21 protein-coding genes are annotated in these 21546 nt (G+C 36.6%); 9 read left to right on the forward strand and 12 right to left on the reverse strand.

What is annotated here, in order from left to right; genetic code table 11:
• From J1905_RS09980 to J1905_RS09990, 3 genes are read left to right on the forward strand one after another with little or no spacing between them, the layout of a single operon-like run.
• Positions 1–1161: a glycosyltransferase family 4 protein gene (locus J1905_RS09980; RefSeq protein ID WP_214227134.1), complete on the forward strand. Its 1161-nt coding sequence runs from the start codon at positions 1–3 to the stop codon at positions 1159–1161.
• A 1-nt stretch (position 1162) separates the two neighbouring features.
• A complete protein-coding gene (locus tag J1905_RS09985) occupies positions 1163–2113 on the forward strand; it encodes a glycosyltransferase (protein WP_214227135.1) in 951 nt (316 codons plus the stop codon).
• A gap of 5 nt (positions 2114–2118) precedes the next feature.
• The gene (locus J1905_RS09990; protein ID WP_214227136.1) at positions 2119–3102 is read left to right on the forward strand and encodes a glycosyltransferase family 10 domain-containing protein; all 984 of its coding nucleotides are present in this window, start codon (positions 2119–2121) and stop codon (positions 3100–3102) included.
• Here the strand turns inward: J1905_RS09990 and J1905_RS09995 are convergent.
• Positions 3080–4222 carry a glycosyltransferase family 4 protein gene (locus J1905_RS09995; RefSeq protein ID WP_214227137.1) on the reverse strand — a complete coding sequence of 381 codons (1143 nt, stop codon included), beginning with the start codon at positions 4220–4222 and terminating at the stop codon, positions 3080–3082. The two genes, J1905_RS09990 and J1905_RS09995, sit on opposite strands and share 23 nt — an antisense overlap.
• A gap of 55 nt (positions 4223–4277) precedes the next feature.
• On the opposite strand from J1905_RS09995, the gene J1905_RS10000 reads away from it, so the two are divergent.
• Together J1905_RS10000 and J1905_RS10005 are read left to right on the forward strand one after the other, a co-directional pair.
• A complete protein-coding gene (locus tag J1905_RS10000) occupies positions 4278–5297 on the forward strand; it encodes a glycosyltransferase family 2 protein (RefSeq protein WP_214227138.1) in 1020 nt (339 codons plus the stop codon).
• Positions 5298–5327: 30 nt separating this feature from the next.
• Positions 5328–6290 (forward strand): glycosyltransferase, encoded by a 963-nt coding sequence (locus J1905_RS10005; RefSeq protein WP_214227139.1) that lies wholly within the window; start codon positions 5328–5330, stop codon positions 6288–6290.
• Between the two features lie 131 nt (positions 6291–6421).
• On the opposite strand, the gene infB is transcribed toward J1905_RS10005, so the two are convergent.
• The 4 genes from infB to J1905_RS10025 form a co-directional block, all read right to left on the reverse strand.
• On the reverse strand, positions 6422–9478 hold the full coding sequence (gene infB / locus J1905_RS10010; protein WP_214227140.1) for a translation initiation factor IF-2: 3057 nt from the start codon (positions 9476–9478) through the stop codon (positions 6422–6424).
• Between the two features lie 83 nt (positions 9479–9561).
• Complete coding sequence (gene nusA / locus J1905_RS10015) at positions 9562–10797, reverse strand: transcription termination factor NusA (RefSeq protein ID WP_108204798.1); 1236 nt, start codon at positions 10795–10797, stop codon at positions 9562–9564.
• 2 nt (positions 10798–10799) lie between these two features.
• Positions 10800–11264: a ribosome assembly cofactor RimP gene (rimP, locus tag J1905_RS10020; RefSeq protein WP_173089795.1), complete on the reverse strand. Its 465-nt coding sequence runs from the start codon at positions 11262–11264 to the stop codon at positions 10800–10802.
• Between the two features lie 142 nt (positions 11265–11406).
• Positions 11407–11841, reverse strand: a complete 435-nt coding sequence (locus J1905_RS10025; protein WP_214227141.1) for a hypothetical protein — start codon at positions 11839–11841, stop codon at positions 11407–11409.
• A gap of 18 nt (positions 11842–11859) precedes the next feature.
• On the opposite strand from J1905_RS10025, the gene J1905_RS10030 reads away from it, so the two are divergent.
• Complete coding sequence (locus J1905_RS10030; RefSeq protein WP_214227142.1) at positions 11860–12207, forward strand: phage holin family protein; 348 nt, start codon at positions 11860–11862, stop codon at positions 12205–12207.
• Positions 12208–12262: 55 nt separating this feature from the next.
• Here the strand turns inward: J1905_RS10030 and J1905_RS10035 are convergent, their stop codons facing one another.
• The 5 genes from J1905_RS10035 to panC form a co-directional block, all read right to left on the reverse strand.
• Positions 12263–12727 (reverse strand): pyrophosphohydrolase domain-containing protein, encoded by a 465-nt coding sequence (locus tag J1905_RS10035; RefSeq protein WP_214227143.1) that lies wholly within the window; start codon positions 12725–12727, stop codon positions 12263–12265.
• A 68-nt stretch (positions 12728–12795) separates the two neighbouring features.
• Entirely contained in the window at positions 12796–12999 is a 204-nt protein-coding gene (locus J1905_RS10040; protein WP_214227144.1) for a hypothetical protein, read from the reverse strand.
• 61 nt (positions 13000–13060) lie between these two features.
• Positions 13061–14200, reverse strand: a complete 1140-nt coding sequence (locus tag J1905_RS10045) for an acyl-CoA dehydrogenase (protein WP_214227145.1) — start codon at positions 14198–14200, stop codon at positions 13061–13063.
• A gap of 98 nt (positions 14201–14298) precedes the next feature.
• Positions 14299–14649, reverse strand: coding sequence for an aspartate 1-decarboxylase (panD, locus tag J1905_RS10050; protein ID WP_214227146.1), 351 nt, complete (start codon positions 14647–14649; stop codon positions 14299–14301).
• 44 nt (positions 14650–14693) lie between these two features.
• Positions 14694–15533, reverse strand: coding sequence for a pantoate--beta-alanine ligase (gene panC, locus J1905_RS10055; protein WP_214227147.1), 840 nt, complete (start codon positions 15531–15533; stop codon positions 14694–14696).
• Between the two features lie 153 nt (positions 15534–15686).
• On the opposite strand from panC, the gene J1905_RS10060 reads away from it, so the two are divergent.
• From J1905_RS10060 to glmS, 3 genes are all read left to right on the forward strand, one after another.
• Positions 15687–16511, forward strand: coding sequence for a glycogen/starch synthase (locus J1905_RS10060; protein WP_250318070.1), 825 nt, complete (start codon positions 15687–15689; stop codon positions 16509–16511).
• Between the two features lie 18 nt (positions 16512–16529).
• A complete protein-coding gene (locus tag J1905_RS10065) occupies positions 16530–17966 on the forward strand; it encodes a DUF4270 domain-containing protein (protein WP_214227149.1) in 1437 nt (478 codons plus the stop codon).
• Between the two features lie 82 nt (positions 17967–18048).
• Positions 18049–19887: a glutamine--fructose-6-phosphate transaminase (isomerizing) gene (glmS, locus tag J1905_RS10070; protein WP_214227150.1), complete on the forward strand. Its 1839-nt coding sequence runs from the start codon at positions 18049–18051 to the stop codon at positions 19885–19887.
• A 65-nt stretch (positions 19888–19952) separates the two neighbouring features.
• On the opposite strand, the gene J1905_RS10075 is transcribed toward glmS, so the two are convergent.
• Positions 19953–20381, reverse strand: coding sequence for a single-stranded DNA-binding protein (locus tag J1905_RS10075; protein ID WP_173089785.1), 429 nt, complete (start codon positions 20379–20381; stop codon positions 19953–19955).
• Between the two features lie 14 nt (positions 20382–20395).
• Complete coding sequence (mutY, locus tag J1905_RS10080; RefSeq protein WP_214227151.1) at positions 20396–21445, reverse strand: A/G-specific adenine glycosylase; 1050 nt, start codon at positions 21443–21445, stop codon at positions 20396–20398.
• Between the last annotated feature and the right edge of the window lie 101 nt (positions 21446–21546).

Raw genomic sequence — 21546 nt, forward strand, 5'->3', positions numbered from 1 at the left:
ATGAAAAAGATTTTATTTTTCATGCCTGATAATCCTTTAAAAAAGAATTCAGGCAATAAAATCCGTGCGTTAAGTTTCCTCCAATATTTTAAATCCAGAGGTTTTAACGTCCATTTTGTTAGTGAATACTTTTGGGGTGAATGGACAGACGATGATACCAGTGAATTCGAAAATAGCAATCTAGCACAAACTACCTCGGTTTTATATAGAAAACCTTTTAAAAGAAATTTTTTCTATTATTTCTTCTGCTATGTGCTCCCCAATTTTTTTTATCAAAAAAAACTGAGTACCACTCCTACACCATTCCCGGAACTCGTAACTTATAGACTTAAAAAAGCTTTTAATGACATTCTTAGAAAGAATGACTTTGACTATATTTTCATCAACTATGCCAGCTGGTCTACATTAATTGAAGACAATAAATTAGTTAAAAATGCGAAAATAATACTGGACACACATGATTTTTTGACAGCACAAAATCAGCAGAAGTTCAAAATTGGCCCTTCCTTTCAGGAAGAGATAAGACGTCTTTCGCTATTTGATTTGGTCCTCGCTATTTCTATCGAGGAACAATACATTTTTAGCCAATTTTGTAAGAGTGAGATTAAACTAGCTCCAATGATGATCGAGAAACCAAAAGAGAATCCAATTTTAGTTTCGAAGAGAAAATTTGACATTATATATGTTGCTAGCAAAAATCCCCACAACATACAAGCAGCAAGTTGGTTTATGAGTTTGGTTTATCCACTTTTACCTAAATCTGTCACTATTTGTATGATAGGAGAAATTACTCAATTCATAAGTAAAGAGCACTCAAATATTACAACTATTCCTTTTGCCCAGGATCTAGCCACTTATTATGAACAAGCTAAAATCGCCATATGTCCTATGCTGTCAGGAACCGGAACTAAAATTAAAGTTATTGAAGCACTCTCCTACAGCCTGCCCATAGTATGCAATCTACGAGGAGTAGATGGCCTTGTTAACAAATCAAATAATGGATGCTTAGTAAGTGACGATCCAGAAGAATTTAAAGAGCATATAACAACTCTTTTAAACGACCAACAGGAATACAATAAGCTATCTCTTTTAGCTCGCCAGACATTTGAGTCTAATTATGAAGAAGAGAACTGCTATAAAAAACTAGATAGGCTATTTTAATATGACTTTATTTTTTACAATTGCCACAACAAATTATCTGCCCTTTGCTGTTTCCTTATTAGATTCCGTAAAGCAGCATCATCCTGAATTTGAATTATGTATTTGCCTTACTGATTATTTAAGTCAAGATGTAATTGAATCAAATAATTTGATGAAGAAGTATCCAATACTTCAATTACATGAAATAGAAGCAGACGAATTTGAGTTTATCACAACCAACTACAATTCAATGCAGTTGGCAAACTGTTCAAAAGTTCTTTTTGCCAAACATTTACTCCAAAGAAGTGAAATAGATCAAGTCATATTTGGAGATTCTGATATGTTATTTTTCAATCGTCTGCCTGAGAATATTATTCATGAAAGTGATATCATTTTCACCCCACACTTCTCTTCTCCGCCTTCTATTGAAATGAAGCGACAAGAATTGGAAGTATTAAATGCCGGGCTTTTTAATGGTGGCTTTTTTAAACTGAAAAAATCTTCTGAGACTGATAAATTCATAGATTGGTTAAGAGAAAGATCCGTAAAAGATTGCATTTACGATTTTAAAAGAGGTTATTACGGTGAGCAGCTTTGGCTTAACTTTGTTCCTCTTTACTTTAAGAGTGCCGTGATTGATAAAAATCAAGGTCTGAATGTAGCCTACTGGAACTTACATGAAAGAATGATCACACAAAAGAATGGCAAGTTCATGGTAAATGATACTACCTACCTTTCCTTCTTTCATTTCAGCGGTTGGGATTACAACCATCCTTTAAACATTTCTAAATGGACACTGTTTACACCGGAAATGCGCCCTGATGTTAGACTCCTATTAGAAGAATACCACAAAGCACTACAGGCAAATGAATATGAGCACTACATAAACATGCCCAATTATTATACTGCCAAAAACAATTCTCAGAAAAAGTCATTTTTTAAAAAGCTGAAAATGAAATTCTTTAAAAAATAAGATAAATGAAATTAAAATCTCTCTTAATCCGTCTAGGATTGCAGAAACCTTTATTAGACTATACGTATCTTCCCGATGAAAATCACATTGAAATTTTAAATTGCTGGACAACAGAAGCAGAAAAACTATGGCACTATCGGTATTTAAAACTTCATTTCGCTAAACATTTAACGCAAGAAAATTCCCTTCTGATAAGTTCCGTTTTCGGGCCGAAGAGAAGCATTAAATTAAGTAAAAGTCATGTAAAGCTATTTTACACCGGCGAGAATGTGTTGCGTTTCAAAGAGTATAAAGATCAATGCAATGATATCGCAGATATAATGGTTGGATTTGATTACTTAGATCACGAACGTTATCAGAGATTTCCTTACTGGCTAGAACATTTTTTCACACCAAATGCTGATAATGAAATGATTCGTAAGGCAATATCCAATTTTGTTAATAGGGGTATTTGTATGGATGAAAACAAAAAATTCACCTCGTTGGTTAGTAGTCACGACGATGGAAAAATCCGAACCATATTATACAATAGTCTAAGTAAAATCGACAAAGTAGAGAGCGGTGGCAAGCATCTGAATAATACCCAGGCGTTAAAGGAAGAGTTTAATGATGATAAATTGAAATTTATTGGCCATTATAAATTCAATATTTGTCCCGAAAATTCAAACACAAAGGGATATGTAACTGAAAAAGTTTTTGAAGCAATAAAAAGCAATACCATACCTATATACTGGGGAGGTAATAATAATCCCGAGCCAGAAGTATTAAATAAGGATGCCATTTTGTTTTATAACGGGCCCGAGAGCTTACCTGGCTTAAATAAACAGATTGAAGAATTGCATCATAATCCAAAATTGTATAAGGAATTCCTGAACCAACCAAAGTTCCAGCCAAATGCCGCTGAATACATTATACATCTATTTGATGGTTTACATTCAAAAATACATGACGTGTTAACAAAAGCAACTAATACTTTTTGTTTGCCGTAAGGTCCTCTGTTATCTTATCCAATAGCTTTTCATAAATAGGCAATTGATGCTTAGCACTATAAACCATTGAGGCATTCCTTAAACTTAATTTATTGTAATTTGGATTTTCATGGACTTTTTTCATGCCCATTATTAGATTGTCCAAATTACAATTCTCTACTACTACTCCCATATCTTCTTGTAAGAACTGCTTTGATATGCCTATGTTAAAGGCAACCACTGGCAAACCTAAATAGGCTGCCTCTATCATAACTAACGAAAATGTTTCTTCTCTAGACAGTAGCAGCAAGCCGTTTGCAGCTGACATATAGTTATAATAATCTTCCGATAAAGCTCCGGCAAATATCAATCGATTAGGGTATTTTGTTTCAGCAACAGTTCTCACATAAAACTCAAGTGCATTATTTAACTGAGGTCCAATCCAGATTATTTTTATTGCCTCATCCTTAAAATGTTCTAGTATTGGCAAAACATGATCCAGGCCTTTCATATATTTTGTACCTCCTGAAACTATCCAGACAAAATCTGTTGGCAAAATGCCAAGTTTCTTTTTGATAACCTCTATTTTTGAGGGATTAGTATGAATAGTATCAGTGTCAACAAAACTATATTGAAGCTCAACAGCTGGATGTTGGAGGTCTGTAATCTTTTCGCAAACCATATCCGAACAACCAATGCATAGGTCTGAATACGAAATCGTTCGCTGTAATGTCTTAGCCTTAATTTCGCTAAAAGCATATAAAAACTCATGAATATGGGTGATCATTTTTACACCCTTAGGTTTTGCTATCTCAAATACTTCAGGAACGGCAATAGTATTAACATACCAGATATCGGCCTTAAAACGATTTTGAATCCTATTTAACTGGTAAGTGAGTGGATGGATGCCGAAAAGCTTTATTAATCTCCTAAATGCACGATCGGACCAACGTGGACTAGATTTATACATGATACTTTTTTCGATATAATCCGGTAGCACATCATACAATGCACCATGTCTTATACAAAATACAGAAATAGCATATTTCTCTTTATCTAAATTTATCAGCAAATACCAAAGCACCATTTCCGAACCTGTCCTGCCCAGATCCTGCGTAATAAACAATATTCTTTTTTTCATATAATCACAACCTTATTACTATAATATCCCATGCTCAGCATTATCTTTGTCTAGCATGGCTCCAAAAATAACAGTTTTTATGGCTGCTTACAACGCAGCGAACTATATAAGTGAATCAATACGAAGTATTTTAGATCAAACTCTTGGAGATTTTGAATTATTGATAGTAAATGATGGATCAACTGATCATACTGTTGATGTAATTAATACTTTTAAGGATCCAAGAATCAGGTTGATTCAAAATGATAAAAACCGAGGTTTAGTTTATACTAGAAACGTCGCCTTAACAGAGGCAAGAGGATCATATGTAGCAATATTAGATAGTGACGACATTGCTATTCACGATCGATTAGAAGCTCAGTACAATTTCTTACAGGAACACCCTGAGATTGCTCTATGTGGCGGACATGGGATTGTAATTGATAAAAATGGAGCACAAGTAAAGGACAATAGATTAATTGTACCTGTGGGTGCAGATAAAATAAAAATGACCTTACTGTTCCTGAATACTTATGTAAATTCAACTGTGATGTTCAAAACATCCGTACTAAAGGAATTAAATGGGTATAGAGACTATGCCCCTGCTGAAGACTATGAATTGTTTACACGTATTTCTGATAAATATCCAATTGACAATTTAGATAAGATCTTAGTAAAATATAGAGATCATGATAGTAACACCTCGGTTGTTCAATCTGAGACAGCTAAGTTGAAAGTAATAGAGATTAAAAAAAATCAACTGGAGAATTTAAATATAATACCCGATCAAAGGCTCATCCATACATTTTACAGCATACTAACATGGAATTTCAATCTTTTTAAATTTGCTGATTACCTCAATTTATTTACTCAACTTAAAATAGCAAATCAAAACTTAAACAAGTATCCAATTATTGCTTTTGAAAAGTTCCTGTTTAATTACTGGTTTGAAATTATTTTCATAAAAAAAGCAAAGATGAATGCAATCTCTTTATTGTTAAATACAAATCTATTTAAATGGTCTTATCTAAGCGCACGTCAATTCCGGAAGGTTTTTAAGCTTTCCATAAAAGGTTTTGGCCGTATTAAAGAATAATGATTCATCCCCCCTCAAAAAAAATTAACTATGCTTAAAGTTGCTTATGTTTACGATTTAAACAACAAATACTCTTATGCTACGAGAAGTGTAGCTACTGGATTCAAAAATGCATTTAAAGCCCGGGGAGATCAATTCATGGCTTTTGACTCAAGTAGGTTAGATAAACAATTCATCCCTCTTGAGAAAGCAAGACTACTAAGATTTAATCCAGATATCATTTTCGCACCTGTAAGTAAAATAGCTTACCTACCCTTAAACTTACTCAAAAAAACAGCTTTAGTTTTTTGGGGTGAATTCTATTCTCCCTGCTTTTATGAAGCCCAGATAGATAACGTATCTAAGGAGACAAAAGATCTATTGAATAAATATAGTACAAGAAATAATATACTGGTATGGTCTCAACACGATAAAGTAATTAATGACCAATATTTTGGTGGTTACGAAAAGGAACTCGGTGTAAAGTTTATCCAGTTGCTCCATTGTGCAGATAAAACCCAGTACACAGAGCCAATTCTAGAGCCTGAATTCGACTTTTTATGGATCGGCAACATAAGTCACCGAATAGAAACGTATAATTCCTTTATAGCGCCCTTAAAAGGCGTTTACAGCAATTATCTGGAATACAATGAACATAATATGATCACTCCAGAATCCATTGAGGCTAAAAGATTATATCAACGTTCTCATATTGCACCAAACATTCATACTCCTGCACAGATAAAAGAACGAATACTCGTTAATGAAAGAGTTTTCAGCTCAACAATGCTTGGAGGATTCCAAATCTGCGACAATCCTCTTGCTAGTCAATATTTTAATGAGGATGAATTAGTTATTGCCACAACAAAAGACGAGTTCATAGATAAAATGAGCTATTACAGAACTCATTTGCAAGAGAGATTTGAAATGATTAAAAAGATGCAGGAAAATATCCTATCTAACCATACCTACTTTAATCGAATAGATTCCATTCTTAAAGCTTTAAAGCTCTAATTTCCCTAAGGTATGCGAAGAAAGAAACAGACTCCACTCACATACAAAATCAGTTAATTTAAATATAATGACCTTAACCAAAAAGAGCACCTTAAACTAAGGTGCTCTTCAATATTATATTCAATAATTAATTACAATTTCCTTTTAACCTCTACTTGTTCGTAAGCTTCAACGATGTCACCTACTTCAATGTTGTTAAAGTTATGGATATTCAATCCGCACTCGTAACCTCTTGATACTTCTTTCACGTCATCTTTATAACGTTTCAATGAAGCTAGTTCTCCAGTGTAAATTACCACACCATCTCTAACGATACGGATCTTACTGTTACGTGTAATTGTACCATCCAATACCATACATCCGGCAATTGTACCCACCTTAGTAATTTTAAAGGTATCTCTGATCTCAACGTTAGCAGTGATTTTCTCTTCAAACTCCGGAGCCAACATACCTTCCATCGCCGCTTTGATCTCGTTGATCGCATCGTAGATGATAGAATATAAGCGGATATCTATCTGCTCAGCTTCGGCTAGTTTACGTGCTCCTGGCGAAGGACGTACCTGGAAACCGATGATGATCGCATCAGAAGCAGAAGCTAACAATACATCAGATTCAGAAATCTGACCTACCGCTTTACCAATGATGTTAATTTGAATCTCTGGAGTAGACAATTTCAATAATGAGTCAGATAATGCCTCGATAGAACCATCCACATCACCTTTAACGATCAAATTAAGCTCTTTAAAGTTACCGATTGCCAAACGACGACCGATCTCATCAAGAGTAATGTGTTTCTGAGTACGAAGCCCCTGCTCACGCATTAATTGTAAACGTTTGTTTGCAATCTCTCTTGCTTCAACTTCACTTTCAAGTGCATTAAATCGATCACCTGCTGTCGGCGCACCTTGCATACCCAATACCTGTACCGGTACCGATGGACCCGCTTTATCTACTTTCTGTCCACGTTCGTTAAACAACGCTTTTACACGTCCGCTATAACTACCAGCCAAAATAGGATCACCTATTTTCAACGTACCTGCTTGTACAAGAACTGTAGTAACAATACCACGTCCTTTATCCAATGTAGCTTCAATTACACTACCTGTTGCACGTTTATTAGGATTAGCTTTAAGGTCCAGCATTTCTGCTTCTAATAATACCTTTTCTAATAACAAGTCTACGTTTAGTCCACTTTTACCTGATATCTCCTGCGACTGGAAAGTACCTCCCCAATCCTCTACCAGGATATTCATTGTTGATAATTGCTCGCGTATTTTTTCTGAGTTAGCACCCGGTTTATCAATTTTTGTAAAGGCAAACACCAATGGTACTCCAGCAGCCTGAGCATGGTTGATAGCTTCTTTTGTTTGAGGCATCACTGCATCATCCGCCGCTACAACAATAATTGCAATATCTGCTACCTTAGCACCACGTGCACGCATCGCTGTAAAGGCTTCGTGACCTGGTGTATCTAAGAAAGTAACTTGTTTACCAGTTGGTGTAGTTACCATATAAGCACCAATGTGTTGGGTAATACCACCCGCCTCACCGGCAACCACATTCGCTTTACGGATATAATCCAGTAGTGATGTTTTACCGTGATCCACGTGTCCCATAATGGTAACAACGGGAGCTCTTGGTAATAAATCTTCTTCCGAATCTTCTTCTTCGATAACAATATCGCTTTCATCATCAGGTTTAACGAATTGGATTTCGTAACCAAACTCATCAGCAACAATTGTTAAGGTTTCAGCATCTAAACGTTGGTTTATCGATACAAACATTCCCAAACTCATACAAGTTGCGATAATCTTTGTAACCGGCTCATCCATCATTGTAGCCAATTCATTTGCCGTAACAAACTCAGTAACCTTTAAAACTCTAGACTGCAATTCTTGCTCCATTGCAGCTTCATCAGCTGAAAGGGCAACATCATCACGTTTCTGACGACGTAATTTAGCACGCTGAGCAAATTTACCAGATTTACCTGCTCCACTTAAACGAGCAAGTGTTGCTTTAATCTGATCTTGTATTTCTTTTTCCGTAGGTTCTTCTTTTGGACCGCTATGACCAGGACCTCCTGGTTTACTGTTCCTAAAGTTAGGCCTGTTGGCTGTATTATTAGTATTATTTCTAAAATCCGGTCTGTTGCTAAACGTAGGAGCAGGTTTTGGTTGCCCTGGTTGTCCAGGCTGTGCACCTTGCTGATTACCAGCTGCAGGTTGTTGGCCATGACCACCTTGTCCCGGATGTCCTCCTGGAGTTTTCTTACGTTTACGTTTTCTCTTCGCATCTGCGCTATCTGCAGAAGATGCTACTGGCTGAGACTTACGATCAGGTGTAGTTGGTAAAACAATTTTACCAATAATATTAGGTCCAGAAAGTTTTACAGAACGAGCTTTAATTACTTCTGTTTCTTCAGGTTTTTCAACCTTAGGAGCTACAGGAGGAGTTGCAGGCACTACTTTAGGCGCCACAGGCTCTGGAGCTTTCACTACAACAGGCTGTTCTACAACTTTAGGCTGCTCAACCACTACTGGTTTAACTTCTTCTACTGGCTTTACAACTTCAGCTTTAACCTCTTCAACCGGTTTCTCAACTTTCTCTACAGGTTTTTCTTCCTTCACAACTTCCTTAGGAGCTTCCTCAACTACCGGAGCTTTAGGCTCTGGTGCCGGAGTAGGCGCTGGGGCAGGTGCTGGAGCTTCTTCAGCTTTAACCGGGCGTGTTTTAGAATTTAAATCATCAAGATTTATTTTCCCAACTATTTTAACACCTGGTAAAGAGCTTTCTTCTACCTTTTCTACTGGAGTTTCCGGAGCAGCCGGTTTAACCGGAGCTTCTTCCTTAGGCTTCTCAGCTGGAGGAGTATACGAATGAAGATTCTTAATTAAAACGCCTTCGTTTTCGAATTCAACATTTTTTCTAGGTGCCTCAGCAACTTTCTCAGTTACCTCTGGTTCATCACGACGAATTTTACCAATAACAATTTGATTGGCTTCTTCTTTAACGATTTTATCGCCCTGAAACTCTTTTAACAGCGCATTATACATGTCGCGAGAGAGCTTAGTAGTGGGTTTATTCTCAACAGAAAAGCCTTTCTTTTCCAGGAACTCAACGGCCGTAGCTATCCCTACGTTAAGTTCCTTAACTGCTTTAAATAAAATTATTGGTTTGTCGTCTGACATTGATATCCTATTTTTTCTTTAATTCTTATACAAAAGTAACGTTTATTCTTATTTATTTCATCTGTAAGTCATGAGTTTTTGTATTATTCAAATTCTGATTTTAAAATACTCATCACTTCCTTGATGGTTTCTTCCTCCAAATCGGTACGTTTAACCAATTCATCAACAGAAAGTGCTAACACACTTTTAGCAGTATCACACCCAATGGCTTTCAGCTCATCGATGATCCAGCTATCAATCTCATCCGAGAATTCTTCTATATCCACATCCTCATCTTCTTCACCAGCTTCACGGTAAACATCAATCTCATAACCGGTTAATTTACCAGCAAGTTTAATGTTATGACCACCGCGACCAATTGCAAGTGATACCTGATCAGGCTTCAAATAAACAGAAGCATGTTTTGTTTCATCATCTAATTTAATAGATGTGATTTTCGCAGGGCTTAATGCTCTGGTGATATATAATGAAATGTTGTTTGTAAAGTTAATTACATCAATATTTTCATTTTTAAGCTCTCTAACAATACCATGTATACGAGAACCCTTCATACCAACACAAGCTCCTACCGGGTCAATTCTATCGTCGTAAGATTCTACAGCAACTTTAGCTCTCTCTCCTGGCTCACGAACAATTTTCTTAATGGTAATTAAACCATCGAAAATCTCTGGAACCTCGATTTCGAATAAGCGTTGTAAAAACTCAGGTGCAATTCTAGAAATGATAATTTTTGGAGTACTATTTACCATATCCACTTTAAGGATTACGGCACGTACGGTATCACCTTTTTTGAAATAATCAGCTGGGATCTGCTCAGTTTTAGGCATCATTAATTCGTTGCCTTCATCATCAAGAACCAAAGTTTCTTTTTTCCAAACCTGATAAACCTCTCCAGTTACAATCTCACCAACTCTGTCTTTATATTTTTTAAAGATTTCGTCTTTTTCCAGTTCTAATACTTTCGAAACAAGAGTTTGGCGGGCAGCTAAAATAGCTCTTCTTCCAAAACTCTCTAAAGTGATCTGCTCAATGTAATCGTCACCAACTTCCATATCCGGATCCAACTGTTTAACTTCAGCAAGTTCAATTTCTAAATCGTCGTCCTCAGAAAAGCCATCTTCCATCACTTTTCTAGTACGCCAGATCTCTAAATCTCCGTTATCCGGGTTAACAATTACGTCACAATTCTCATCAGTACCATATTTTTTACGCAACATACTGCGAAATACCTCTTCCAGCACACTAATTACTGTAGGGCGGTCGATGTTCTTGAACTCCTTGAACTCCTGAAATGAATCGATTAAATTAATATTGCTCATTTTTATTTAAATGAAATTAAAACCTTTGTTTCTGTTATACTACTAAAGTCGATTCCGGTTTCTACCAGGATCGCCTTTTTTCCTTTTTCTTTCACTTTTGCCTCTATAGTGATGCCATTATCATCTACAGACAGCAATTTACCTTCTTTCACATCGCCACCAGTAAGCTTTACACTTAACTCACGACCAATGTTTTTATCATATTGTCTTTTCAGTCTCAATGGCTCACCAACACCGGGAGATGAAACTTCTAAGTTATAAGCTTTATCAATGGTGTTTTCTTCTTCCAAATGAAAACCAACATGTCTGCTAATGGCTGCGCAATCCTGTATAGTGATTCCTTCATCGCCGTCAACATGGATAATCAGTTTATTATTTGGCAGCATTTTCACCTCAACAAGAAATAGTTCCGGTCTGTCCGAAATTTTTTCTTCTACTAATTCTGTTACTCTTTTTTCTATCTGCATAACCAATTCACCAATAATAGAAAAGAGGGGACTTCTGCCCCCTCTTACCTCTATTACCGTGCAAATGTAAGAAATATTTTTGCAAATTAAAAATGCTATAACACAATCACTTCTAAAGTGATATAGATCTACTTTCGAATTCTTATCTGGTTAATAACTTCTGCGTAGGTTTTACTCCGTAACTCAATTCGCCTTTCATAATATCTTCAGCATTACCAAAACGCGCGTTTAAATACGTTATCACTAAGTAATCACGGTTCTTTACAAATGGTTTTTCGGGAACAAATACTACTTCATTGCCCTTAATGCTTATATTTCCTTCAATGGGCATCTCTTTTATAGCAGTGTCTTTTTCAGATGGCGTTTGCAAAACTGAGATCAGATTATGAAAAACCGAGTCGGTCGCTGGAGCATCTTTCAGTTGTAAAAGACCTGCCTCGTTTATATTGCCAAATACAATGGAAGAACTATCAACAGAGAAACCTATTAAAAGTGGCTTACTATTTGTTGATGTACACGCAAAAACAGAGGAAATGGCACAAAACGCCATGAACACTTTAACAAAATACTTAAGCATAACACTAAATTACGCATTATGAAACTAATTGTAGAAATTTTATTGATGGGCCTTGCGGTATTTCTAGGCGCTAAAATTGTACCAGGAGTACAAGTAGACGGCTATGGATCTGCAATTATTGCAGCTGTATTAATTGCCTTGGCGAATTCAACAATTGGCCTTATCCTAAGGGTATTTACGTTTCCGATCAACTTCCTTACACTAGGATTAATGTCATTCATCATCACTGTTTTAATGATAATGTTGGTTGATTATCTAATGGCTGGCTTTAATACTAACGGATTTTGGGCTGCCGCATTTTTAGCAATTGCAATAGCCATAATTAAGGCCGTATTTGGAGCTATCGCAGGTACAGATAAAGATTAAAATTAAAGCGTCTTGTTAAAACTGTCTCATTTTTAACAGGACGCTTCTTTTTTACTTAAAGAATACTCACAAGATCTGCTGGAGAATAATTTATAGATTTTAGTGTTTTATCATCCTTAGTTCTATACACTAAGAACAAAGAATCTTCTTCTTTAAAATACGAATCACTATCGTCCTTAGCTTTATAATGAGCTATCGTTTGGTTTGCTTCTTCTATTGACTTACACGCTTTGCTCATATTTGAACGATGCACTTCATCAAATAGGTCTTTAAATTTATCCGCAAGTCCGAATTCTAAAATAGCTCCGGCCAAAACGTATTGAATATCACATAAAGCATCAGCTACCTCAACCAAATTATTGTCTTCAATTGCTTGTTGCAGCTCTTTTACTTCTTCAACAAGTAATGAAACTCTTAAGTCACTTCTTTGTTTTGACGGGATAATTGGCGATTTCTCTATAGGGTGCTTAAATGTTTTGTGAAATTCAGCTACCTGATTCAATGAATTTGACTCTTTCATGCTTTAATTTGATTTATTAATTCTTCTATTTTTTACTGCTTTAATACTCAATTAAAAGTGCTCCTTAGCTACCTTTTTTTTACATGATCGGCCAGCTCATATCCACCTTGCTCACTTTTATCTTCTAAAAACAGTAGTACTATTAATGAAACGATAGGAATAAGAAATGAGATAAAAAACCAGAACCAAAACTTCCTGCCCATGCTTTTTGCAAGTATTCCTGCAACAACTTGAGGGATCAGCATAACACATAAAAGAAGTATTTCGGGCATAATTCTTTGTTTTTACAAGCCATAATAGACTTATAAAAACAAAGATAGCAAATACGATTATTTAACGAATAATCTCTCGGGAGATTACCATTTTTTGAATTTCAGATGTTCCTTCGTAAATCTGGGTGATCTTGGCATCGCGCATCAATCGTTCAACATGGTATTCTTTTACAAATCCATAACCGCCATGTATTTGAACAGCCTCAACCGTTACATCCATAGCTACTTTTGAAGCATAAAGTTTGGCCATTGACCCCGCCAAAGTATAAGATTGTCCTTGATCTTTTAACCACGCGGCTTTATAAACCAGCATCCGTGCTGCTTCTATACTAGTTGCCATGTCGGCCAGCTTAAAGGCGATAGCCTGATGTTCTGAAATAGCCTTACCAAATGACTTACGCTGTTTAGCATAACTTAATGCCAGTTCATATGCCCCGGACGCAATGCCGAGCGCTTGTGCAGCAATACCAATTCGTCCACCTTCAAGAGTTTTCATCGCAAACTTAAAGCCGAATCCATCTTCACCAATTCTGTTTTCTTTTGGAACTTTAACATCATTGAACATTAGCGAATGAGTGTCTGATCCGCGGATTCCTAATTTGTTCTCTTTAGGCCCAACAGTAAAACCTTCAGTTCCTTTCTCAACAATAAACGCATTTATACCTTTATGTTTTAATGCCTTATTGGTTTGTGCAATCACAAGATATGTTGAGGCAGTGCTACCATTGGTTATCCAATTCTTGGTGCCATTTAACAGGTAATAATCACCCTTATCTTCAGCCGTTGTTTGTTGCGATGTTGCATCAGAACCGGCTTCAGGTTCGGACAAACAAAAGGCTCCGATCTTTTCGCCGGATGCCAGAGGCTTTAAATACTTTTCTTTTTGAGACTCAGAGCCGAATGCCTCCAAGCCATAACATACCAACGAATTGTTCACAGAAACAACTACAGAAGCAGATGCGTCTACTTTAGACAGCTCTTCCATTACCAGTACGTAAGAAAGCGCATCCATACCGCTACCGCTATACTTTTCTGAAACCATCATCCCTAAAAAGCCTAGCTCGCCAAGCTTTTTTACTTGTTCTGCAGGAAACTTCTGGTGTTCATCTCTTTCAATAACTCCAGGCTTAAGTTCATTTTGTGCAAAATCCCTCGCGGCCTGTTGAATCATCAATTGTTCTTCACTTAGTTGAAATAGCATAATTATATATAATAAAAAAATACCTACCGCCAAATTTAGTGTTTCTCAACCAAATTACTATGGCAGCATAGTATTATTTTTTATAATGTAATTACAGCCTATTTCAGCAAATGATTATTATCATCAGGGAAAACCAATATAGGATGGTATTTTTTTGCGTCTTCTATTGGTAAAGATCCGTAAGACATGATGATAAGTATATCACCCACCTGAACTTTACGGGCTGTAGCTCCATTCAAACAAACGGTTCCTGTTCCTCTTTCACCTTTTATTACATAGGTTTCAAAACGCTCGCCGTTGTTGTTATTTACGATCTGCACTTTCTCGTTTGCAATAATTTGGGCCGCATCCATTAGATCTTCATCAATGGTAATGCTACCAACATAATTCAGTTCTGCCTGTGTTACTTTAACACGGTGGATCTTCGATTTTAATATCTCGATAATCATAACGCAAAGTTAGATAAAGTTTGTGAATGAATGTTTCCCGTTTTTCAGCTAAGTATCATATTATCGATAAGCCTTGTTTGACCCACTTTTGCAGCCACAAGTGCTATAATATTCTGGTCTTTTTTATCTGTTTCCGGAAGTAATGTTTTACCATCAGCAATGGTAAAATAATCAAGCTCAACCCCAGGTGTTTCTTCAATTAGCTCTTTAGCCTTTTGTAATAGCTCTGGTATACTTTTGCTCTTGAAATTTTCATGTACGTAATTAAGGGCACGACTTAAAACTAACGCGTTTTCTCTATCGGTAGTATTAAGATGGATATTTCTGGAACTCATAGCTAGTCCGTCATCTTCTCTAATGATTGGGCAGGAGATGATTTGAACCGGAAGTTTAAAATAGGCTACCATGTTCTGAATCATGAGTACCTGTTGATAGTCCTTTTGTCCAAAAAAAGCAATATCAGGCTCCACTGCATCAAACAGTTTTTTTACGATTTGAGTGACCCCTTGATAGTGACCTTTTCTAAATTCGCCCTCTAAAAGAAATTCTGCAGGGCCAAGATCAATATGCCATGTCTCCTCGGTTGGATACATTTCCTTTACCGAAGGCATAAACACTACATCGCATCCAGCTTCTTTAAGCATAGCCATATCATGCGCTAACGGGCGTGGATATTTCTCCAAATCTTTAGGATCTGTAAATTGAGTAGGATTAACAAAAATGCTGCATACCACTACATCAGCCTGATGTTGAGCCATCTTTATTAACGACACATGGCCTTTATGCAGCGCACCCATAGTTGGCACTAAAGCAATTTTCTGCTGAGCCAATTTAATTGGACCAAGCAACGACTTTAACGCCGCGATAGTATTTAGAACTTCCAAACCAGCTTATAAAATTTCAGGGGGCAAAGTTGGTTATTTATCCATTCCCAACAAAACATCTTGCGTATTATATTGATAAATGTTATTATTTTGCTTACCTTTGCCCCTTGATAATCTTTTCTTTAACATAAATTTTTATTTACGAATATGGAGATGGCAAAAACGAAGCTACTGATTGTTACACACGAGATGTCGCCTTTCCTTGAACTCACAAAGATTTCAGAAATTACCCGTCAGTTACCTCAGGCAATGCAGGATAAAGGTTTTGAAATCCGTATTTTAATGCCAAGGTTTGGGAACATTAATGAAAGAAGGAACAGATTACACGAGGTTATCCGTCTCTCAGGTATGAACATCATTATCGATGACAATGATAACCCGTTGATCATTAAGGTGGCCTCAATTCCGGCAGCAAGAATGCAGGTTTATTTCTTGGATAATGAAGATTATTTCCAACGCAAGTACGTATTTAGAGACAAGGAAGACAAGTTCTATGCTGATAATGACGAAAGAACTATTTTCTTCTGTAAAGGTGCACTTGAAACTGTTAAAAAATTAGGTTGGTCTCCGGATATCGTTCATTGCCATGGTTGGATGACTGCTTTAGTGCCTGCATACATTAAAACTACTTATAAAAACGATCCTACTTTTAAAAATTCAAAAGTGGTATATTCAATTTATGAGGATTGTTTCTCTGAAACAATGAACACTGATTTGTATAAAAAAGCAGTTATGAACTCTATGACTGTTGAAGATACCAAAGCATTTGAAAAAGCTGATTGCAGCGCTTTGCATATTGGAGCCATAACTTACTCTGATGCAGTAGTGTTAGCTGATGAGAAAATAAATGCTGATGTGTTAAAATTTGTTAAAGATTCTAATAAGCCAACTTTAGCTTTTAATTTAACCGAAAATTTCGAGAATTTCTATTCATTATATGAAGAGATTTCTGACGAAGAATTGGTTTCACTAGCATAAACTCAGGTATTTTAAAATATGAAATTTATAAAACAAGACTTATTGACCCTGTTAATAGGTCTTTTTCTTTTTGCATCTTGTAAAGATGCCAATACTATCGGTCTTACACCTGAAGGCGACTCTCCTATTAAAGGCGTTTTAGATAACACCGTGCTTGTTGAGTCTAAAACTGTTCTTGATTCTCCAACTGCTTCAATTGGACTGGTTAGACATCCCCTGGGAAACATAACTGGCGATCCTATTTTTGGAAAAACTGACGCCAGCCTTTCGATGACAGTATCACTTCCTTCTAATAGCTATAGCTTTGGAGGAATTCCTGCAGTGGATTCGGCAATACTTGTTTTGCCTTACTCTACTCAATTTTACGGAGATACAACAACTACTGAATATACTTTTACCGTTAAACAACTTAAGGATGACCTTTCCGCACAAAAGGTCTTTTTAAGTAATAAAGTTTGGCCTGTGGAAGCTGATGCGGCTCCTGCTTTTACCACAAAGCTGAAACCAAAAACTCCTTTAAGAATTACTGACATAGTGAACGGAAAACCGGATACACTTAAAGTTGTTGTTCCTCAATTAAGAATAAAACTTAGCAATGCGTTTATTCAGTCTAAAATTGTAAACTTAGACTCGGCATTGAGATCTACCAATCTTAAATTTGCTGCTCAATTTAAAGGCTTACAGGTAACTGCTAAGGCAAATGGACCTGGTGGTGTAATGTTTGTTAATTTTGGTGGTACTGATTCTAAAATTGAGATCTACTACAAAAAACAAGTTGGCACAAGTGTTATTGAAAAAGATACTGTAGCTGTTAGTTTCCCAATCTCATCAGGTTCAGGCCCAATTGCAGCATACGTTAAACATGATTATGATGGCACTGCGATTAAGGAACAACTAGATGTTCCAAGCCCAGCAACTCCTTATAAAGTTACTTACCTACAGGCACTTTCAGGAGTAAGAAATAAAATTGCTTTCCCTGATCTAAAAGCTTTTGTAGAAAAAGTAAAAGCTGGTAATCCAAATGCTCGTGTGGTTATTAACAGAGCTGAATTGGTTGTTAATCTTAGCAATGGAACAGACGTATCTCCATGGAATCCTGCACAAAGATTGTCGCTTTACAGACTTGACATCGCCGGACAAAGAGTGAATTTAATAGATAACACTGCGCCTACTCAAACCAGTTCAAATCCATCTTATGCTGGATCAGAAGCTGCATTTGGTGGCTTTTACGACACTGTAAATAAAAGATATATATTCACTGTAACTGCTTATCTACAATCTTTGATTGATGAGAAGACTAAAGATTATGGCACTTATCTTTCACCAAGCTCACTTACAGAATATAATATTTTCCCTTCATTAACCTCTGGAGCACGCTCAGTCATTAACACAGCGACTCCTGGCACTAATGAAAAAGGCCTTAAGTTAAACATCTATTATACTAGAGTTGATTAACTAAATTAATTTAACACACTATTGCGTTTATATCCTCCGAGATTATTAATTTCGGAGGATACTTTTTTTAAACCCATTTAGTATGTGCGGAATAGTTGGTTATATTGGCCACAGAGAAGCTTGGCCAATCGTTATTAAAGGACTAAAAAGATTAGAATACCGTGGGTACGACAGTGCCGGTATTGCACTTATTTCTGACACGAAATTAAACATCTACAAGAAGGCGGGCAAGGTAACGGAATTAGAAAATTTTGCCACAGGCAAAGACCTTTCGGGAACTGTCGGCATTGGCCACACCAGATGGGCAACCCACGGCGCCCCATCCGATAGAAATTCCCATCCACATACTTCTAATAATGGCAAGCTTACCATAATCCACAATGGAATTATCGAGAACTATGCCACGCTTAAAGAAGAGCTAAAAACAAGAGGACACGAGTTTAAAAGTGATACTGACACTGAAGTTTTGGTTCACTTAATTGAAGAAATTTATAAAAATGAAAAGGTAGATCTACTTGAGGCAGTTAGGTTAGCCTTGCGTGAGGTTAATGGCGCTTATGCTATTGTTCTAATGGACGAAGAACATCCTGACCAATTAATAGCAGCAAGAAAAGGTAGTCCAATGGTTATTGGTGTTGGAGACGGGGAGTATTTTATCGCCTCTGATGCTACTCCCATCGTTGAGTACACTAAAAACGTAATCTATTTAAACGACAACGAAATTGCTTTTATCAAACGGGATGAGCTATTAATTAAACGATTGGATAATGTTGTTCAAACCCCTTACGTGCAAGCGCTAGAACTTAAACTCGAAATGCTTGAAAAAGGTGGATATGAGCATTTCATGCTAAAAGAAATCTTTGAGCAATCACGCTCTATAAGAGATTGTATGCGTGGGCGTATTTACCCGAATGAGGGTAAAGTACAATTAGGAGGAATAAAAGAATACGCCGACAAGCTAAAAAATATTGATCGGATTATCATTGTTGCCTGCGGCACTTCCTGGCATGCAGGCTTAGTAGGAGAATATCTAATTGAGGAATATGCAAGAATTCCTGTAGAAGTTGAATATGCCTCTGAGTTTAGGTACAGAAATCCCATTATTACTGAAAAAGATATTGTAATCGCTATTTCTCAATCGGGCGAAACCGCCGATACAATGGCAGCTATTGAGATGGCAAAAGAAAAAGGGGCTACCATTTTTGGTGTATGTAATGTTGTTGGCGCTTCTATACCGAGGCTTACGGATGCTGGCGTTTATACGCATGCAGGCCCTGAAATTGGCGTTGCCTCAACAAAAGCCTTCACCGCTCAGGTTACTGTGCTTACTCTGATGGCCTTTTACATGGCTCAGCAAAAAGGCACCATCACGAATTCTAAATTAATTGAATTACTTACTGAGTTAGATTGTATTCCTGAAAAAATACAAATAGCGCTTGAATCCAATGAACTCATAAAAGAAATTGCCCAGAAATTTAAAGATTCAAGAAATTGCTTATTCCTTGGTAGAGGAAGCGGCTTTCCTGTGGCGCTAGAAGGAGCTTTAAAGCTCAAGGAGATCTCTTATATACATGCAGAAGGATATCCGGCCGCTGAGATGAAACACGGGCCTATAGCCTTAATTGACGAAGAAATGCCTGTAGTTGTTATTGCTACTAAAAACTCCTCTTATGAAAAAGTAATTAGCAACATTCAGGAAGTAAAAGCCAGAAAAGGGATTGTTTTGGCAATTGTTACTGAGGGAGATATTGAAGTTAGAAAGATGGCAGACTATTGCATAGAGATTCCTGATGCCAGTGAAGCATTTTTACCATTGCTGGCTACTATACCACTTCAATTACTGTCCTATCACATAGCAGTTTTGAGAGGTTGCAATGTTGATCAGCCAAGGAACCTGGCCAAATCAGTTACTGTAGAATAAACGAGAGCATCTGAGATAAAAATGGCTGCCTTATTAAGTTGAGGCAGCCATTTTTTATATCCGGTTTAGAAAGGTAGATCGCCTGAAGCATCAGTAGGATCTATATAATCCGTTTCGCTTTTTGGTGTACTATTTTCTCCCGTGGCAGGTGTTTGTTCAAAATCACTTTTTCTGCCCAGAATAGTAAAATTCTCTGCAACCACCTCGGTAACATACTTTTTCACTCTCTCTTTGTCTTCGAATGAACGGGTACGGAGCTTACCTTCAATGTAAACAAGCTTACCCTTTTGCAAATACTTTGAGGCTACTTCTGCTAAACCTCTCCACAAAACAATGTTATGCCATTCTGTTTGCTCTATTCGTTTGCCATCTTTGTTATACGTTTCTGATGTTGCCAATGGGAAACTAGCTACTGTTACACCACCATCTAAATGTCTGACTTCAGGATCTTTTCCTAAATGTCCTACTAAAATAACTTTGTTAATACCTGACATGAATTCTGAATTTACTAATTAACTGAATAAGAGCTTATAAAATTTGTGATCACTTTAGGTTGCGGCAATTCGTCGAACTCCTGTAATGAAACCCATTTTATTTCTGCATTCTGATTAAAGTTAATGATATAATTATCTAAAGCAAAAAATTGAACATATATAGTTTGGTGGGTTAATAAATGTTTTTTCTGCTCTAAAGGAGTGATTGTACAGGTATCGCCAAAACCATCCTTTAACTTATCCAGGAATTGTCCATGTACCTCAGTATAATTATCTTCAGTTTCTATCAAAGGGAAATCATACAATTCCTGCCAGATATCTCCCGGATTCCTTTTATTAACTAAGATTTCATCACCATTGATACACACCAAATAATTAAAATAACGGGTGCGTTTTTTAAGTTTCTTCTCTTTAACAGGAAGTACATTCACAAGTTCATTTTTTCTGGCAAAACAATCAGATTGAATAGGGCAGGATTCACAGAAAGGAGATTTAGGTTTACATTGTAAAGCTCCAAACTCCATAATTGCCTGATTATATACAGAAGGCTCCTGGCCGACTATTAGTTTTTGGGCCAGTTCTATAAATTGCTTTTTACCTGAAGTAGTATTTATTGGTGTATCTATTCCAAAATATCTAGACAATACCCGAAAAACATTTCCATCAAGAACAGGTTTCATCTCATTGGAAGAAAAAGATGATATTGCAGCAGCAGTATAGTCGCCTATCCCCTTTAAACGGATAAGATCGTCGTATTTAGTGGGAAACTTTCCCCCATAAACTTCCTGAATTTGCCTTGCAGTATAAAGCATATTTCTTCCTCTCGAATAATACCCTAAACCTTGCCAAAGCTTTAAAATTTGGGTTTCAGATGCTGCAGCAAAAGCGGTAATTGTTGGATAATTTTCTAAAAATCTATTGAAATAAGGCAGCCCCTGCTCTACCCGTGTTTGTTGAAGAATGATTTCGGACAACCAGATAACGTAAGCATCCGTTGTACCCCGCCATGGCAGATCTCTTTTATTATTTAAATACCATTTTACTATTTCCGTTTGAAAAATCATAAGGACAAAAATACAGCGTTATTAATTTGTTTTCGGCAAAACTTGCAATTCTCTGATACAATGTGAAACAAATAAATCATCTTTTATTTTCCTATCTCATT

Origin of the sequence: Pedobacter sp. B4-66, from assembly GCF_018492665.1 — a bacterium.
Lineage (GTDB): Bacteria > Bacteroidota > Bacteroidia > Sphingobacteriales > Sphingobacteriaceae > Pedobacter.

Excerpts from the sequence above, each read along its gene's own strand:
- J1905_RS09980 (WP_214227134.1), top strand. The coding sequence starts at position 1 with ATGAAAAAGATTTTATTTTTCATGCCTGATAATCCTTTAAAAAAGAAT.
- J1905_RS09985 (WP_214227135.1), top strand. The coding sequence starts at position 1,163 with ATGACTTTATTTTTTACAATTGCCACAACAAATTATCTGCCCTTTGCT.
- J1905_RS09990 (WP_214227136.1), top strand. The coding sequence starts at position 2,119 with ATGAAATTAAAATCTCTCTTAATCCGTCTAGGATTGCAGAAACCTTTA.
- J1905_RS09995 (WP_214227137.1), bottom strand. The coding sequence starts at position 4,222 with ATGAAAAAAAGAATATTGTTTATTACGCAGGATCTGGGCAGGACAGGT.
- J1905_RS10000 (WP_214227138.1), top strand. The coding sequence starts at position 4,278 with ATGGCTCCAAAAATAACAGTTTTTATGGCTGCTTACAACGCAGCGAAC.
- J1905_RS10005 (WP_214227139.1), top strand. The coding sequence starts at position 5,328 with ATGCTTAAAGTTGCTTATGTTTACGATTTAAACAACAAATACTCTTAT.
- infB (WP_214227140.1), bottom strand. The coding sequence starts at position 9,478 with ATGTCAGACGACAAACCAATAATTTTATTTAAAGCAGTTAAGGAACTT.
- nusA (WP_108204798.1), bottom strand. The coding sequence starts at position 10,797 with ATGAGCAATATTAATTTAATCGATTCATTTCAGGAGTTCAAGGAGTTC.
- rimP (WP_173089795.1), bottom strand. The coding sequence starts at position 11,264 with ATGCAGATAGAAAAAAGAGTAACAGAATTAGTAGAAGAAAAAATTTCG.
- J1905_RS10025 (WP_214227141.1), bottom strand. The coding sequence starts at position 11,841 with ATGCTTAAGTATTTTGTTAAAGTGTTCATGGCGTTTTGTGCCATTTCC.
- J1905_RS10030 (WP_214227142.1), top strand. The coding sequence starts at position 11,860 with ATGAAACTAATTGTAGAAATTTTATTGATGGGCCTTGCGGTATTTCTA.
- J1905_RS10035 (WP_214227143.1), bottom strand. The coding sequence starts at position 12,727 with ATGAAAGAGTCAAATTCATTGAATCAGGTAGCTGAATTTCACAAAACA.
- J1905_RS10040 (WP_214227144.1), bottom strand. The coding sequence starts at position 12,999 with ATGCCCGAAATACTTCTTTTATGTGTTATGCTGATCCCTCAAGTTGTT.
- J1905_RS10045 (WP_214227145.1), bottom strand. The coding sequence starts at position 14,200 with ATGCTATTTCAACTAAGTGAAGAACAATTGATGATTCAACAGGCCGCG.
- panD (WP_214227146.1), bottom strand. The coding sequence starts at position 14,649 with ATGATTATCGAGATATTAAAATCGAAGATCCACCGTGTTAAAGTAACA.
- J1905_RS10060 (WP_250318070.1), top strand. The coding sequence starts at position 15,687 with ATGGCAAAAACGAAGCTACTGATTGTTACACACGAGATGTCGCCTTTC.
- J1905_RS10065 (WP_214227149.1), top strand. The coding sequence starts at position 16,530 with ATGAAATTTATAAAACAAGACTTATTGACCCTGTTAATAGGTCTTTTT.
- glmS (WP_214227150.1), top strand. The coding sequence starts at position 18,049 with ATGTGCGGAATAGTTGGTTATATTGGCCACAGAGAAGCTTGGCCAATC.
- J1905_RS10075 (WP_173089785.1), bottom strand. The coding sequence starts at position 20,381 with ATGTCAGGTATTAACAAAGTTATTTTAGTAGGACATTTAGGAAAAGAT.
- mutY (WP_214227151.1), bottom strand. The coding sequence starts at position 21,445 with ATGATTTTTCAAACGGAAATAGTAAAATGGTATTTAAATAATAAAAGA.